This window comes from Ferrovibrio sp., from assembly GCF_964218355.1.
GTDB lineage: Bacteria > Pseudomonadota > Alphaproteobacteria > Ferrovibrionales > Ferrovibrionaceae > Ferrovibrio.
Genome location: NZ_CAXPMC010000019.1, coordinates 264419 through 279554 on the forward strand (window position 1 = coordinate 264419; position 15136 = coordinate 279554).

16 protein-coding genes and 1 tRNA gene are annotated in these 15136 nt (G+C 66.7%); 13 read left to right on the plus strand and 4 right to left on the minus strand.

Features of this window, described 5'->3' with window-relative positions:
• Positions 1-83: 83 nt before the first annotated feature.
• Entirely contained in the window at positions 84-809 is a 726-nt protein-coding gene (locus tag ACEQZY_RS13875) for a hypothetical protein (RefSeq protein ID WP_370155233.1), read from the minus strand.
• Positions 810-919: 110 nt separating this feature from the next.
• On the opposite strand from ACEQZY_RS13875, the gene ACEQZY_RS13880 reads away from it, so the two are divergent.
• Entirely contained in the window at positions 920-1591 is a 672-nt protein-coding gene (locus ACEQZY_RS13880; RefSeq protein ID WP_372530181.1) for a TetR/AcrR family transcriptional regulator, read from the plus strand.
• Positions 1588-2742, plus strand: coding sequence for an aromatic ring-hydroxylating dioxygenase subunit alpha (locus ACEQZY_RS13885; RefSeq protein WP_370155237.1), 1155 nt, complete (start codon positions 1588-1590; stop codon positions 2740-2742). The genes ACEQZY_RS13880 and ACEQZY_RS13885 overlap by 4 nt, the downstream gene beginning before the upstream one ends.
• 3 nt (positions 2743-2745) lie before the next feature.
• Here the strand turns inward: ACEQZY_RS13885 and ACEQZY_RS13890 are convergent, their stop codons facing one another.
• Positions 2746-4902, minus strand: coding sequence for a methyl-accepting chemotaxis protein (locus ACEQZY_RS13890; RefSeq protein WP_370155239.1), 2157 nt, complete (start codon positions 4900-4902; stop codon positions 2746-2748).
• A 201-nt stretch (positions 4903-5103) separates the two neighbouring features.
• Between ACEQZY_RS13890 and ACEQZY_RS13895 the strand changes: the two genes are divergently transcribed.
• Complete coding sequence (locus ACEQZY_RS13895; RefSeq protein ID WP_370155241.1) at positions 5104-5415, plus strand: acylphosphatase; 312 nt, start codon at positions 5104-5106, stop codon at positions 5413-5415.
• Between the two features lie 403 nt (positions 5416-5818).
• Positions 5819-6073 (plus strand): hypothetical protein, encoded by a 255-nt coding sequence (locus ACEQZY_RS13900; protein ID WP_370155243.1) that lies wholly within the window; start codon positions 5819-5821, stop codon positions 6071-6073.
• Positions 6074-6114: 41 nt separating this feature from the next.
• Here the strand turns inward: ACEQZY_RS13900 and lipB are convergent, their stop codons facing one another.
• The gene (gene lipB, locus ACEQZY_RS13905; protein ID WP_341704804.1) at positions 6115-6864 is read right to left on the minus strand and encodes a lipoyl(octanoyl) transferase LipB; all 750 of its coding nucleotides are present in this window, start codon (positions 6862-6864) and stop codon (positions 6115-6117) included.
• A gap of 82 nt (positions 6865-6946) precedes the next feature.
• Between lipB and ACEQZY_RS13910 the strand changes: the two genes are divergently transcribed.
• From ACEQZY_RS13910 to ACEQZY_RS13920, 3 genes are all read left to right on the plus strand, one after another.
• On the plus strand, positions 6947-7186 hold the full coding sequence (locus tag ACEQZY_RS13910; RefSeq protein ID WP_341704803.1) for a FliM/FliN family flagellar motor switch protein: 240 nt from the start codon (positions 6947-6949) through the stop codon (positions 7184-7186).
• A 59-nt stretch (positions 7187-7245) separates the two neighbouring features.
• Positions 7246-7332 (plus strand) — tRNA-Leu (locus tag ACEQZY_RS13915).
• Between the two features lie 148 nt (positions 7333-7480).
• Entirely contained in the window at positions 7481-9784 is a 2304-nt protein-coding gene (locus ACEQZY_RS13920; RefSeq protein WP_341704802.1) for an NADP-dependent malic enzyme, read from the plus strand.
• A 24-nt stretch (positions 9785-9808) separates the two neighbouring features.
• Here ACEQZY_RS13920 and ACEQZY_RS13925 read toward each other — a convergent pair whose 3' ends face one another.
• Complete coding sequence (locus tag ACEQZY_RS13925; RefSeq protein WP_370155246.1) at positions 9809-10693, minus strand: LysR family transcriptional regulator; 885 nt, start codon at positions 10691-10693, stop codon at positions 9809-9811.
• Positions 10694-10794: 101 nt separating this feature from the next.
• Here ACEQZY_RS13925 and ACEQZY_RS13930 point away from each other — a divergent pair, with 101 nt between their 5' ends.
• From ACEQZY_RS13930 to ACEQZY_RS13955, 6 genes are all read left to right on the plus strand, one after another.
• Positions 10795-11247, plus strand: coding sequence for a thioesterase family protein (locus ACEQZY_RS13930; protein ID WP_341705528.1), 453 nt, complete (start codon positions 10795-10797; stop codon positions 11245-11247).
• A complete protein-coding gene (locus ACEQZY_RS13935; RefSeq protein WP_341705529.1) occupies positions 11244-11708 on the plus strand; it encodes a PaaI family thioesterase in 465 nt (154 codons plus the stop codon). The genes ACEQZY_RS13930 and ACEQZY_RS13935 overlap by 4 nt, the downstream gene beginning before the upstream one ends.
• Before the next feature lie 76 nt (positions 11709-11784).
• Positions 11785-12957 carry an isovaleryl-CoA dehydrogenase gene (locus ACEQZY_RS13940; RefSeq protein WP_370155248.1) on the plus strand — a complete coding sequence of 391 codons (1173 nt, stop codon included), beginning with the start codon at positions 11785-11787 and terminating at the stop codon, positions 12955-12957.
• Between the two features lie 14 nt (positions 12958-12971).
• Positions 12972-13577: a hypothetical protein gene (locus tag ACEQZY_RS13945; protein ID WP_341705531.1), complete on the plus strand. Its 606-nt coding sequence runs from the start codon at positions 12972-12974 to the stop codon at positions 13575-13577.
• Positions 13578-13636: 59 nt separating this feature from the next.
• Complete coding sequence (locus ACEQZY_RS13950) at positions 13637-13975, plus strand: RidA family protein (RefSeq protein ID WP_370155250.1); 339 nt, start codon at positions 13637-13639, stop codon at positions 13973-13975.
• Between the two features lie 23 nt (positions 13976-13998).
• Positions 13999-15132 (plus strand): acyl-CoA dehydrogenase family protein, encoded by a 1134-nt coding sequence (locus ACEQZY_RS13955; protein WP_370155252.1) that lies wholly within the window; start codon positions 13999-14001, stop codon positions 15130-15132.
• The last annotated feature ends 4 nt before the right edge of the window (positions 15133-15136 follow it).

Consider the following 15136-nt stretch of genomic DNA (forward strand, 5'->3'; position numbering starts at 1 on the left):
GGAACGTTCGGCAGCAGATGCATCAGGCCGTAAGCGAATTCCGGTTCCTCGGCCAGCAGGATGCGGGCCTCCCTGGCGTTGCATCAGGTCACGAAACCCTGCAGGGCGTTGCGTGAATCCCTGTCGGCATCGCTGCCCAGCGAGATGTCCTGCAGGATGTCGAGTTCGGGTTCGATGGTGTTGCAGGCCCGTGCCCGCAGGCACATCTGGCGCTGTTCTCTGTCGGCATCGGCAGTGGCCATGCGCGGCACTTTGGCCATCACCCTTTCCAGGACGTCTTCCGACAGGATGCCGAAGCAGGAAGCCTCGTGGAGTGCGCTGCGCTTCGGGAAGTTTTTGGCGTTGACGGCCGGGTTGCGGCGGGTCGCCAGCAGGCTCAGCGGCAGGTCCCGCATGAAGGTATAGAATTCGTGGACATGGATGTTGCCGACGGTGCCGTCATCCGCCTGCGTATAGTGCACCAGGACCGGTGCGATTTCCGGACACTGGAAATACCAGATTTCCGCCTGCTGGGCCGGCCTGTCGATCCCGGCCGGGCCGGCCAGCGGCACGGTGCTGTAGCGGAGGGTCGGCTTGCTGCAGTAGGGGCTGCTGATGACCGCCAGCAATCCGGCTTTCTGCATGGCCTCCCGCGCGTCCTTGCCCTGCAGTGCGGTGTCCTGCCGATCCTGCGGGATGCCGTCGATCTGCCGTGGATGCCGGCCATCATTCTGCCGGCCATCATTCTGCCGGTTGTCATTCTGGGTGTAAGCCGGCGCGGAGAGGGCCGGCAGCAGGATCAGGAAGGCGAGCCACGCAAGAATACGCATTTATGCCTCCAAATGTTCTTTATATACTCTGATATCGCAGCGATGCAGGCAGGGGAATAGGGTGTATATTCCTTCTATAAAATTGAATTGAATTCAATTAAGCTGCAGTGATGCCCCGTCCGAGCCCCATGGCCGCCCGCCCGCCCGACGATGCCGCGCCGCCGCCGCGCGGCGCCGAAACGCGCCGGCGCATCCTCGATGCCGCGGCACGGGCGCTGGTGCAGGGCGGCGGCGTCTGCGAGATCGGCGATGTCGCGCGGCTGGCCGGCGTGTCGGCGGGTCTCAGCTATCACTATTTCGGCTCCAAGGCCGGGCTGATCGCCGCGCTGGTCGAGGATTTCTACGACCGCTACGAGGCCGCGGTGATGGACGTGAATCCGAAACCGGGGGCCGGCTGGGCCGACCGCGAGAAAATCCGCACCGGCCGCCTGGTCGACTTCCTGTATGCCGATGCGCTGGCGCCGCTGGTGCTGGGCCGGCTGGCGCGCGAACCGGAAGTGGCGGCGGTCGAGGCCGACCGCATCGCCCGCCATGTCGCGCTGGCCGCCCGCAACATCGAGCTGGCGCAGGGGCGCGGCGAGATTCCGGCCGGGCTGGATGCGCATCTGCTGGGGGCGATGATCCTCGGCGGCCTGCGGCAGGCGGTTGGCCTGGCACTGGCCCAGTCGCATGCTCTGTCGTCGCGCCGGCCTGCCCATGATCGCCTGGCCCGCGACCGGCTGGCCGCCCAGCTCTGGCAGTTCATCGCCGGCGCCGCCCGGCTGCAGGAGGCTTCGTCATGAAGGCAGCGACCCAGACCGACTGGCTCGACCGCACCCGCCGGCATATGGCGGCGGGCAGCACCGACATGGCCGAGACGATCACGCGGATCGACACGGCGCGCTATACCGATCCGGCGCGGCTGGCCCGCGAGGAGCGGATGCTGTTCCGCCGCTTTCCGGTGGCGGTCAGCTTCTCGTCGAAACTGGCCAGGCCGGGGGATTACGTCACCCATGACCTGCTCGGCCTGCCGATCCTGCTGACCCGCGACCAGACCGGCCGGCTCAATGCCTTTCTCAATGTCTGCCGGCATCGCGGCGTCAGGCTGGTCTGGGAGCGCGGCGGCTGCGGCAGGCGTGCCTTCGTCTGTCCGTATCATGCCTGGACCTACGATCCGGCCGGCCGGCTGCGCGGTATCCCCCATGAAGACGGCTTCACGGGCATCGACAGGGCGACCCACGGTCTGGTGCGGCTGCCGGTTGCCGAGGCATTCGGCATCGTCTTCGTCGTGCCGGCGCCGGGCGAGGATTACGATTTCGACGGTTTCCTCGCCCCCATCCGCGACGATCTCGACAGTTTCGGCCTCGGCGGGCATGTGCTGCATGACGAGCGCGAGATCGCCGTGGCGGCGAACTGGAAGGTGGTGATCGAGGGCGGGCTGGAAACCTACCATGTCCAGCATGCGCACCGGGCCACCATTGCGCCGATGTTCGCCGACAACGTTGCCGTCGCCGACCGGCTGGACCCGCATATGCGGCTGTATTTCACCAAGCGCGCGGCAAAGGAGCTGGCCGGAGACGGGACCGGAGACGGAGCAGGCAGCCGGTCCGTGCGCGATTACGGCAACCCGCTCTATTACATCTTTCCGAACCTGATCATCCTGATCCAGCCGGATCATGCCACGGCGATGATCACCTTCCCCCACGGGACGGACGAGTGCCGCATCCAGGGCGGTGCGCTGATCCCCGAAGCACCGGCCACGGAGAAGGCGCGGGTCCACTGGGACAGGAACGTGAAGATCTTCTGGGATGCCCTCGACGAGGATTTCCAGATGGGACAGGCGATCCAGTCCGGCTTCCGCTCCGGTGCCAACAGCCACATCACCTTCGGCCGCTTCGAACAGGGCTGCGCCTGGTTCCATGACAGCATGGACCGGGCGCTGGCTGCCGGATGAGGATCAGCTGCGGAAGAAGCTGACCAGCCGGGCGAGATCGGCCGCCTGGTTGGCCAGTGCCTGGGCCGAGGCCGAGGTCTCCTCCACCAGCGCACCGTTGCGCTGGGTCATCTCGTCCATGCTGCTGACGGCGGTGTTGATCTGGTCGAGCCCGGTCGCCTGCTCGCGGCTGGCCGCGGCAATCTCGGCGACGATGTCGCTGACCTTCTTGATGGCCTCGACAATATCTTCCAGCGCGGCGCCGGTCTGATCGACAAGGCTGGCCCCGGTCTTCACCTGGCCGCTGGATTCGGTGATCAGCGCCTTGATGTCCTTCGACGCATTGGCCGAACGCTGCGCCAGAGCCCGCACCTCCTGCGCGACGACGGCGAAGCCCTTGCCGGCTTCGCCCGCACGCGCAGCTTCCACCGAAGCGTTCAGCGCCAGCAGGTTGGTCTGGAAGGCGATCTCGTCGATCAGGCCGACGATGTCGGCGATCTTCTGCGCGCTTTCCTCGATCCGGCGCACCGCGGCGACGGCATCGGCGGTGACGGCGCCGCCCTTTTCGGCCGTCTGTCGCGCGGTGCCGGCCAGCTGGTTGGCCGCCTGGGCATTGTCGGCATTGTGTTTCACGGTTGTGGTGATCTCGTGCATGGATGCCGCCGTTTCCTCGATCGAGGCGGCCTGCGATTCCGTGCGCTGGGCCAGGTCCTGGCTGCCGGAGGAGATTTCCGCCGAGGCGGCCTTCACGGCTTCGGCATTCTGCGACAGGCGCTGGGCGAAGTCGCGCAGGGTTTCGCCCATGCGGTTGGAACTGGATTTCAGGTCACCGAAGACGCCCTCGTAATTTCCGGTCACCCGGTGGGTCAGGTCGCCCTCGACCATCGCCCCCATCACCTTGGCCAGCTCGCCCGCCATGCCCTGCAGGGTGGCGGCAAGGCCGTTCATCTGGCCGGCCAGATCGCGGAACACGCCCTGCAGGCCGTCCGTGGCAATGCGCTCGTCCAGCCGGCCACCGCCCACCGCCGCACAGAATTCGGCGATCTGGCGGCTGATCCGGGCATCGCGCTCGCGGGCTTCTGCCGCCGCGCGCTGTTCGGTTTCCAGCCGGGTGCGTTCGGCCGTGTCCAGCCTGGCCTTTTCGACGGCATTGGTCTTGAACACCCGCAAGGCCCTGGCCATGTCGGCGACCTCGTCGGAGCGTTTCATCTCCGGCACCTCCTTGCTGAGGTCGCCGCCGGCAAGGGCCGTCATCACGTCGGTCATGTAGGCCAGCGGGCGGCCGATGCTGCGGCCGACGGCATAGGCGACCAGCAGGCTGAAAATGGCCACCGCCAGCAGGCCGATGGTGGAACTCATGGTGGCGAAGGCCCGCATCTCGGCGGCGGCGGTTTTCGCCGCGTTCATTTCATCGAGATTGCGCCGGAACAGGGCATCGATCAGCGGCAGGAAACCGGCGGCGGCCTTTTCCAGGGCGGCATTGGCGGCATTGACGGTCAGGGTGCCCTCGACCAGGGCGGTGAAATCCTTCTGGTAGGAGTCCAGCATGGGCAGCAGGTTCTGCTGGCCGGCGGTGGTCAGGGCGCTGCGGAACTCGTCGACGGTCTTGTCGAAACGCTCCAGATAGCTGCGCGACCGGCGCAGGATGAAATCCTTCTCGTGGCGGCGCAGCGTCAGCATCTGCGACAGCAGGGCCGGGTCCGCGCCGGCATCCTTCAGGCCGGTCTCGATGCCATGCACCGATTTGCGCAGCGATCCCTGCAGCCCCTTGTTCTCGTCGTAACCCAGCTTCTCCCACAGGGTCTGCAGGGAGTCGAACTGGCGGCCATAGGCTTCCAGCGCGGCGATGGCCGTGGCGACCTCGGTTTTCTCGTCGGGCTGGACCGTCTTTGCCGCCATTGCGGCCAGGGTCTGGCGGGCGAGGGCGGTATGGTCGCGGGCGATGCGGGCGGTCGCTTCGTCCGGGTTCTCGTTGAAGCTGCGTTCCGCGATCCGGGCCTTCAGGAAGGCGTCCCGGGTGATCGAGGTTTTTTCGACATGGAAGGTGGCTTCCTCGTCGGCGGCATTGAGCACGTCCACTTTCCGGTTCACCACCGTGTAGAAGGCGGTGATCGCCACGAAAGCAACCAGGACGATGACCCCGATGCTGATGATCTTGGTTCCGACACGCCAACGGATCATGGCCGCCCCCTTTGTAGTAGTCCCCCAGTTGTATGCTAATTTAAATTGCGGAGCGCGGAAGACAACCCACCTTAAGTCTCCGCTGCCGGTCTGCCGGCGGCGTCCGCCGGGAGGCCCGGGCAGCGCGGCACAGGCAGGGCCAGCACTGGCGGGGGCGGCGCGGGCTGGAATCCGGGCGACCGGGCCGGTAAGCTTTTGCCCATGGCGAAGAACCCCACGAAAATGACCAGCCGCTACTTTGTGACCGGCCGCGTCCAGGGGGTTGGCTTCCGCTACTGGGTGGTCGGCCGCGCCCGGCATCACAGGCTGGTCGGCTGGGTGCGCAACCGCCGCGACGGCCGGGTCGAGGTGGTCGCCTATGGCGACAGGGAAATCCTCGATGTCCTTGAAAGGGAACTGGCCGGCGGGCCGCCCGCGGCCATGGTGACGGCGGTGGAGCCGGCACCGGTCACCCCGGAGGAGGCCGAGCTGGCGGCCAGGGCCACGGCATTCGAGCAGACCGAGACCGTATGACAGCCCTGCGGACCAGCGATGCCGGCGGCCGCTTGACCGGCCGGGCGTGTGCCCTATATGTTCACGCTGGCATGGAGACACGGCGATGTGCGGCCGGCGGGCAGGGCCAGGCCCATCGGGCATTGGGCTCGACTATGAAAGGTGTGCTGAAAAGGGAGTCTATACACCCGGAAGGTGAAATAAGCCGCAGCGGTCACGAGCGGACCGGAACGGTCACCAGCGGTCACCAGCGGTCACCAGCGGTCCGGAACGGTCATCAGCGGTCACCAGCGGTCAGAAACGAACCGCAGCGGTCACTGGCGGTCAGGAATGGTCACCAGCGGTCACGAAAGGATCGCACGGCCGGGTGGCGGCCGGGGGTAACCAGCCCAAGTTTCCAGAGAAGGTTTGAAATCTGACACAAATGGCTGAAAAAAAAGAGAAAATGAAGCTTACATTCCGGCAGTGGGCAATCTGCTATGCCGGCTCGCTCGGGTTTGGCGGACTGGCCTGGTGGGCAACCGGCGATGCCTGGATCGGCGGCGGCGTTCTGATCGGCTTTACAGCCGTTTATGTGTTTTACATTGCTGGAAAATTCACGTCAGGTCGGCCGGCGGCCGAATCCGATGCCGGGCTGAGCCGCCAGCAGAAAAGGGCGGCAAAGAGAAAGATAAAGTAATTACAATATATATGGTTAGTATGAATTCCTGATCCTCTGGATCAGTCCTGCTGGCAATGCCCCGTTCCCAGCCGGTCAAGCAGGGCGGGGCCGACGGCCTCGCGCAGGGCGGCATCGACATCGGGCAGGGTGGCGGGGATGCCGAGATCGACCAGCGAGGTGACGCCGAAGGGTTCGGTTTCCGACTGCCGGATGCCGCAGGCGACGATGCCATCGTAATGGGTCAGGTCCGGCTCCACGTTGAAGCTGAGCCCGTGGAAGGTGACCCAGCGGCGGACCCGGACCCCGATGGCGGCGATCTTGTCCTCGCGGCCCGGTCCCTGGCTGGCGCTGCGGTCGACCCAGACCCCGACCCGGCCGTCGCGGATCACGCCGCGGATGCCGAAGCTGGCCAGGGCGGCGATGACCCAGTCCTCCATGCGGCAGACGAAGGCACGGACATCCCTGCCGCGCCGGTTGAGGTCGAGCATCAGGTAGGCGATGCGCTGGCCGGGACCATGATACGTATACTGACCGCCCCGGCCGGTCCGGAAGACCGGAAAGCGCGGGTCCAGCAGGTCGCCGTCCCGGGCCGAGGTGCCGGCCGTGTACAGGGCCGGATGCTCCAGCAGCCAGATCGCCTCGCGGGCCCGGCCGTCATGGATGCCGGCCACCCGCGCTTCCATCGCCGCCAGCGCGGCCGCGTAGGGCACCGGGGAATCGCTGACCAGCCATTCCACAGGGCCGGCCGGGGTTTCCAGGACCTCGACCGGGGCAGGCAGTGTTTCCTCGATGACGGGCAGGGCGGACATCTCTGGGCGACCTCGGGCTTAACCCTGTGCTAACCTTGACCCGGCTATTTAACGCCCCAGGCATGCGGAAGGAAGGTGCGGCATGGCCACCAACACGGCTGTCAACGATGTCTCGGTTGAGATTTCCGTGGTTCTCGGCAAGGCGACGATGCCGATCCACCAGGTGCTGAAGGTCGGCCGCGGCGCCGTCATCGAACTGGATGCCAGCGTCGACGACCATGCCTGGATCTTCGCCAACAACAAGCTGATCGCCCGGGGCGAAATCGTCATTTCCGGCGAAAAGGTTGCGATCTCCATCACCGACACGATGTCGGACGATTAACCCTTGCCCGGCCTTGAACCGGGCGCGGGGATTTGCTATTCCCCCGCGTCGCCCGATATGCGGTCGTGGCGGAATTGGTAGACGCGCAGCGTTGAGGTCGCTGTGGCCGAAAGGCCGTGAAAGTTCGAGTCTTTTCGACCGCACCATCCCCGCCGGGCGCCTCTCCCTTCCGGGCGGAAACCTGACCAGGATCCTGCAATTTATGACCCTCCCGAGGCTGCCGTTACGGCAGCTTTGCGGCATACTGCGCCCGGACCCTGATTTTCCATCACGATTCCTGAAGAGCCCTATCCGATGAAAAACGATCTCGACCGCGCGGCGCTGGAATACCACCGGCTGCCGAAGCCCGGGAAGCTGGAGATCACCCCCACCAAGCCGCTCGGCACCCAGCGCGACCTGGCGCTGGCCTACAGCCCGGGCGTGGCCGCCGCCTGCACCGCCATCGTCGAGGATCCGGCCCAGGCCGCCGAGCTGACCGGCCGCGGCAACCTCGTGGCGGTCATCTCCAACGGCACCGCCGTGCTGGGGCTGGGCAATATCGGTCCGCTGGCCGCCAAGCCGGTGATGGAGGGCAAGGCGGTCCTGTTCAAGAAATTCGCCGGCATCGATGTCTTCGACATCGAGATCAACGAGACCGACCCGGCCAGGCTGGTCGACATCATCGCCGCGCTGGAACCGACCTTCGGCGGCATCAATCTGGAAGACATCAAGGCGCCGGAATGCTTCATCGTCGAAGGCGCCCTGCGCCAGAAGATGAAGATTCCGGTCTTCCACGACGACCAGCATGGCACCGCGATCACCGTGGCGGCGGCGATCCTCAACGGCCTGCGGGTGGTGGGCAAGAAGATCGACGAGGTCCGCCTGGTGGCCTCCGGCGCCGGCGCCGCCGCGCTGGCCTGCCTCGACCTGCTGGTCGCGCTGGGCGTGAAGAAGGAGAATATCGTCGTCACCGACATCGCCGGGGTGGTCTATGAGGGCCGCACCGAGCAGATGGACGATTTCAAGGCCCGCTATGCGCGGCCGACCAATCACCGCACGCTGGGCGATGCGATTGCCGGGGCCGACGTGTTCCTCGGCCTGTCGGCGGCCAATGTGCTGAAGCCGGACATGGTGGCGGCGATGGGGCCGAAGCCGCTGATCCTGGCGCTGGCCAATCCGTCGCCGGAAATCCTGCCGGAACTGGCCAAGCAGGCGCGGCCGGACGCCGTGATCGCCACCGGCCGGTCGGATTATCCGAACCAGGTCAACAACGTGCTGTGCTTCCCGTTCCTGTTCCGCGGCGCGCTGGATGTGGGGGCCACCACCATCAACACCGAGATGGAACTGGCGGCGGTGCGCGCCATCGCCGACCTGGCCACGGCCGAGATTTCCGACATCGTCGCCCGCGCCTATGGCGCCGACGAGCAGCTCAGCTTCGGGCCGGAATATTTCATCCCGAAACCGTTCGATCCCCGCCTGATCCTGCATATCGCGCCGGCCGTGGCCCAGGCGGCCATGGACAGCGGCGTCGCCAGCCGGCCGATCGCCGACATGGATGCCTATCGGCACGGGCTGGAGCGGTTCGTCTACCGCACCGGCCTGGTGATGCGGCCGACTATGGAGCGCGCCAAGCGCCGGCCGATGCGGCTGATCTATGCCGAGGGCGAGGACGAGCGCGTGCTGCGCGCCGCCCAGATCGTGCTGGACGAAAAACTGGCCCAGCCGACCCTGATCGGCCGCCGGTCGGTGGTCGAAAGCCGCATCGAACGGCTCGGCCTGCGCCTGAAGATCGGCAGCAATATCGAGCTGGTCGATCCGGAGAAGGACGACCGCTACAACGAATACTGGACCGGCTATCTGGCGCTGATGAAGCGCAAGGGCGTGGCCCCCGACGATGCCCGCACCATCATCCGCACCAACCCAACGGTGATCGCCGCCATGGCGGTGCAGCGCGGCGAGGCGGATGCCATGCTGTGCGGCGCCATCGGCCAGTATGACCAGCACCTGCCGCATATCGTCGACGTGCTGGGCCTGCGGCCCGGCGCCCAGCTGCCGGCGGCCATGCAGCTGCTGGTGCTGCCGCAGGGCATGCTGTTCATCGCCGACAGCAACGTCAATCTCGACCCGACGCCCGACGAGATCGTCGCCATCGCGCGGCTGGCAGCCGAGGAAGTGCGCCGCTTCGGCCTGACGCCGAAAATCGCCCTGCTGTCGCATTCCAACTTCGGGTCGTCCTCGGCGCCTTCGGCCCGCAAGATGCGCGAAGCCGTGCAGAAGCTGCAGGACATGCTGCCGGATATCGAGATCGAGGGCGAGATGAAGGCCGATGCCGCCGTCTCGGAATCGATCCGCGAGAAGCTGATGCCCGACAGCAACCTGAAGGGCGTTGCCAACCTGCTGGTCATGCCCAACCTGGATGCGGCCAATATCGCGGCCAACCTGGTGCGGCAGATGGAGCAGGGCTTCTATGTCGGCCCGATCCTGATGGGCGCCGGCAAGTCGGCCCATATCGTGTCGCGCAATGTCACCGTCCGCGGCCTCGTCAACATGAGTGCGGTGGCGGTGGTTGATGCGCAGGATCATGCCGATGGCGTGATGGGGCAGTGGCTGCGGACGTAACGGTCCTGCGGATATGACCGCCGCTCAGTGACCGATGACGGGCTGCCGCGTTGCGGCATCCCAGTCATGACCGGCCGCAAAGCTGCGCAGCTGCGCGACGGCTGCATCCTCGCCATTGCGCCAGACCAGGCCGATGCGGTGCACCTCGCGCAGTTCCGGCAGCGAGAGGGTGGCGATGCCGCCGCCATCCAGCCAGTGCGGTAGGATCGCCACGCCGAGCCCGGCTTCCACAAGCCCGAGCAGGCCGGCATCGCTCTCGGCGCGCCCGACGATGCGCGGCCGCACATTCTGGGCGGCGAACAGCTTCTCGGCGGCCGGCATGATCTCGGCCTGCGGCCGGATCACGAAAGGCAGATCCTGCAGGTCGGCGACCCGCGCGGTGTTGCGGTGGGCCAGGGGATGCCGGGGCGGCACGGCCAGCAGGTAACGCTGGCGGAACAGCACCAGCAGGTTGTCCTCGCGTTCGGCCTCCAGCGGCTGGATGGCGGCCTCGATGCGGCCGGTATCCAGCCGCCGGCTCAGTGTGGCGGCCGGGGCCTCCAGGGTTTCCAGCGCCACATCCGGGTGTGCGGCGGCGAAGCCGCCCAGCAGGGCGGCCAGCCGCTGGGGTGGCAGGCCGGGGCTGTAGCCCAGCCGCAGGCGCTGGCGCGACGGCCTGGCCTGCCGCAATTCCCGCCGCGCGGCGGTCCATTCCTGCAGCAGCAGCCGGGCCCGCGGCATGAACCGGGCGCCGGCCGGGGTCAGCTGGGCGGTGCGGCCGCGCTCGAACAGGGTCACGCCCAGGGAGTCCTCGAGGCGGCGGATGCCGGCCGACAGGGTGGGCTGGGTCACGTTGGCGCGCTCGGCCCCCCGGGTAAAGCTGCCGGTTTCGGCCACCGCCATGAAATAGCGGATCAGGGTCAGGTTCATGGCATAGAAAAACCCTATCCGGATCATAAAAACAATTGATTTTCTCTATTCATCGGGCCGCGGTATCAGGGCAGGAGAGGAAACGACCGGAGGAGGCGGCCATGACCGACCGCTATATCGAAACCCTGCGCCTGATGACCCAGGCCTGGCAGTGCGATCATCTGGGCCATGTGAATGTTAGTTTTTACGCGGGCTGGCTCGGCGATGCCGCCTTTGCCATCGGTGCCCTGCACGGCATGACCCGCGAAAGGGTGGAGGCCGAGCAGATCGGCACGGCCGCCGTTCGCATGGAAATCGACTATCAGGCGGAACTGCGCGGCGGCGATATGGTGCGGATGGAGAGCACCGTGGAGAGCATTGCCGAACGCAAGATCGTGTTCCGGCACCGGCTGATCCGGATCGGCGACGAGAAGCTGGCCATGTCGGCGCGGCTGACCGGGGTCTGCATCGATCTCGTGCAGCGCCGGTCCCGGGCTTTTCCGGCGGATTTCGTCGCCCGGATCGCCGATACCTTCGGCATCTCGCCCGAACCGCCCAGAAAGGTCGCCGCATGACCGCCCTGCCGGAATTCCGCCCCAGCGACCCCGGTTTCGAAGCCCGGGTCCGCGACAGCTTCAACCGTCAGCCGGCCATGCACCTGATCGGGGCGCGGCTCAGCCTGGTGGCCCCCGGCCATTGCGAGATCGAACTGCCGCGGCGCGCCGAGATCACCCAGCAGCATGGCCTGATCCATGGCGGCGTGGTGGGGATGATCGCCGACAGCGCCGCCGGTTATGCCGCGTACAGCCTGTTTCCCGCCGATTCCACGGTGATGACCGTCGAGTACAAGCTGAACCTGATGGCGCCGGCTGCCGGCGACCGTCTCGTCGCCCGCAGCCGGGTCACGAGGCATGGCCGTACCCTGACCATCTGCAGCCTCGACGTGTTCTCCTGGGTGGACGGCGCGGAAACCCACTGCGCCACCGGCCTCGCCACCATGATCTGCCTGCATGGGCGGGCCGATACGCCGCGCTGATGCCATCCGCCCCCGGGATGCAGGCCGGGGGGCGATCCGCTAATATCCCGCCACCGATTCCGCAAAGGGTCTCGCCATGATTTCCAATTCCTATCCGACACTCGATTTCGGCCTCGGGGAAACCGCCGACATGCTGCGCCAGTCCGTGCGCGGCTTCGTCGATGCCGAACTGGCGCCGCGCGCCGATGCCATCGACCGGACCAACGAGTTTCCACGCGACCTGTGGACGAAGCTGGGCGATCTCGGCCTGCACGGCATCACCGTGGAGGAAGAATACGGCGGCTCCGGCCTCGGCTATCTCGAGCATTGCGTGGCGATGGAGGAAGTCAGCCGCGGATCGGCCTCGGTCGGCCTGTCCTACGGCGCCCATTCCAATCTCTGCGTCAACCAGCTGCGCCGCAACGGCAGCGAGGCCCAGAAGAAGAAGTACCTGCCGAAGCTGATCAGCGGTGAGCATCTCGGCGCCCTGGCGATGAGCGAGCCCAATGCCGGGTCGGATGTCGTGTCGATGAAGCTGCGTGCCGACAGGAAGGGCGACCGCTACATCCTCAACGGCAACAAGATGTGGATCACCAACGGCCCGACTGCCGACGTGCTGGTGGTCTATGCCAAGACCGATCCGGCGGCCGGTCCGCGCGGCATCACGGCGTTTCTGGTCGAGAAGGGTTTCAAGGGCTTCTCGACCGCGCAGAAGCTCGACAAGCTCGGCATGCGCGGCTCGGATACCGGCGAGCTGGTGTTCCAGGATTGTGAAATCCCTGAAGAGAATGTGCTGGGCCAGGTCGGCCGTGGCGTCAATGTGCTGATGAGCGGCCTCGATTACGAACGTGCCGTTCTGGCTGCCGGTCCGCTCGGCATCATGCAGGCGGCGATGGATGTCGTGCTGCCCTATGTGCACGAGCGCAAGCAGTTCGGCCAGCCGATCGGCAGCTTCCAGCTGATCCAGGGCAAGGTCGCCGACATGTATACCGAGATGAATGCGGCCCGCGCCTATGTCTATACGGTGGCGAAGGCCTGCGACCGCGGCCAGACCACCCGCAAGGATGCCGCGGGCGCCATTCTCTTCGCGGCCGAGAAGGCGACCAAGCTGGCGCTGGATGCGATCCAGATCCTCGGCGGCAACGGCTATATCAACGACTACCCGACCGGCCGCCTGCTGCGCGACGCCAAGCTGTACGAGATCGGTGCCGGCACGTCGGAAATCCGGCGTATGCTGATCGGCCGCGAGATTTTTGAAGAAACCAAGTGAGAGGGTTGCATCCTGTGTCTGTCCGCCGTGCCTGTGTCATTGCCGCCCTGTCCTGTCTGATCGCCGGCACGGCCGCGCATGCAGACGATGCCGCGCGCTGGACCGAGATCGAACCGCCGCAGCGGCGGATCGGCTGGGCCGCCGCCGGACTGAGCGACATGCCGCAGATGGCCGAAAGCTTCACCGCACCGCTCGGCTACCGGCTGGAGCGCTATCTGTGGAAGGCGCAGAAGCCGGCCGGCACCTTCGCCATCGCCGTGCTGCGCGACCTGACGGATGACGACCATTACCTCAGCGGGCCGGTCGACCTGATGAAATTCGCGACCGCCGTGCTGAAGGGGCTGGAAGCACCGGTGCCGAAGGCGCTGGACGACAAGGACCGCCGGCTCGGCACCGGCGCCGGCATCGGCCTGTCGCGCCGCTTCGAACTGGGACCGCGGCAATGCATGGTGCTGGGGCTTTATGCGGCGCCGAATGGCAAGCCCGCACGCACCGACGAACCGCTGACCGAGGGCAGCCTGCGGATGGACGCCGTCTACTGCGTCGCTGCCGGCCAGCCGCTGCCGCCCGAGGCGGCCGCGGCGGTGGCGGCCAATCTGAAAATGTCGGCGCCGAAATAACGGAGGGAATGGTGGCAGAACGTCGTTTGATATCGTCCGGGTCGCCCTTTGAAGAGGCGATGGGATATTCCCGCGCCGTGGTCGATGGCGACTGGGTGCATGTCTCCGGCACCACCGGATACGATTATGCGTCGATGACCATCGCCGAGGATGTGGTGGCGCAGACCGAGCAGACGTTCCGCAACATCGCCGCCGCCCTGCAGCAGGCCGGCTGCAGCCTCGATGACGTGGTGCGGGTGCATTACTACCTGACCGAGCCCGCCTGGTTTGAGCGGATCGCACCGGTCTGCGGCCGGCATTTCGCCACGGCCCGGCCGGCGGCGACGGCGCTGGTCTGCCGGCTGATCGATCCGAAGATGAAAATCGAAATCGAAGTGACGGCCCGCCGCCGGACCTGACCGGCATTGAGGGAAGGGAACCCATGCTGACCGAAGAACAGCAGATGGTCCGCGACATGGCGCGGGATTTCGCCCGCGAGCGGCTGGCGCCGGGCGCGGCCGAGCGCGACCGCAGCGGCGAGCCGCCGCGCGACCTGCTGGCCGAGATGGGCGGGCTCGGCCTGCTGGGCATGGGCGTGCCAGAGGAATGGGGCGGCGCCGGCGCCGATTTCGTCGCCTATGTGCTGGCGCTGGAAGAGATCGCGGCGGCCGATGGTGCCGTCAGCACGATCATGTCCGTCAACAACTCTCCTGTATGCGCAGCCCTGCTGCGCTACGGCAGTGCGGCGCAGAAGGAACGGTATCTGAAGCCGCTGGCACGCGGCGAATGGATCGGCGCCTTCTGCCTAACCGAGCCGCAGGCCGGCTCCGATGCCTCGGCGCTGAAGACGCGGGCCAGCCGCGACGGCGACCGCTGGGTGATCAGCGGCGTGAAGCAGTTCATTACCTCCGGTTCGATCGCGAAGGCCGCCCTGGTCTTTGCCGTTACCGATCCGGGGCAGGGCAAGCGCGGGATTTCCTGTTTCGTGGTCCCGACCGACACGCCCGGCTTCCGGGTGGCCAGCATCGAGAAGAAACTCGGCCAGAAATGCTCGGATACCTGCCAGATCGTCTTCGAGGAGATGGCGGTCGACGCCGATGCCCTGCTGGGCGGGGAGGGCGAGGGCTACCGGATCGCGCTGGCCAATCTGGAATCCGGCCGCATCGGCATCGCCGCCCAGGCCGTGGGGATGGCCCGGGCCGCCTTCGAGGCGGCTCTGGCCTATGCCGGCGACCGCCAGGCTTTCGGCACGGCCATCATCAACCACCAGGCGGTGGGCTTCCGGCTGGCCGACATGGCCACCCGGATCGAGGCCGCCCGGCAGCTGGTGCTGAATGCCGCCCGGCTGAAGGATGCCGGCCAGCCCTGCCTGAAAGAGGCCAGCATGGCCAAACTGTTTGCCTCCGAAATGGCCGAGCGCGTATGCTCGGATGCCATCCAGATTCACGGCGGCTACGGCTATCTCGCCGATTTCCCGGTCGAGCGCATCTACCGCGATGTCCGGGTCTGCCAGATCTACGAAGGCACCAGCGACGTGCAGCGCCTCGTCATCAGCCGCTCCCTGACCGGAGCATGACCAT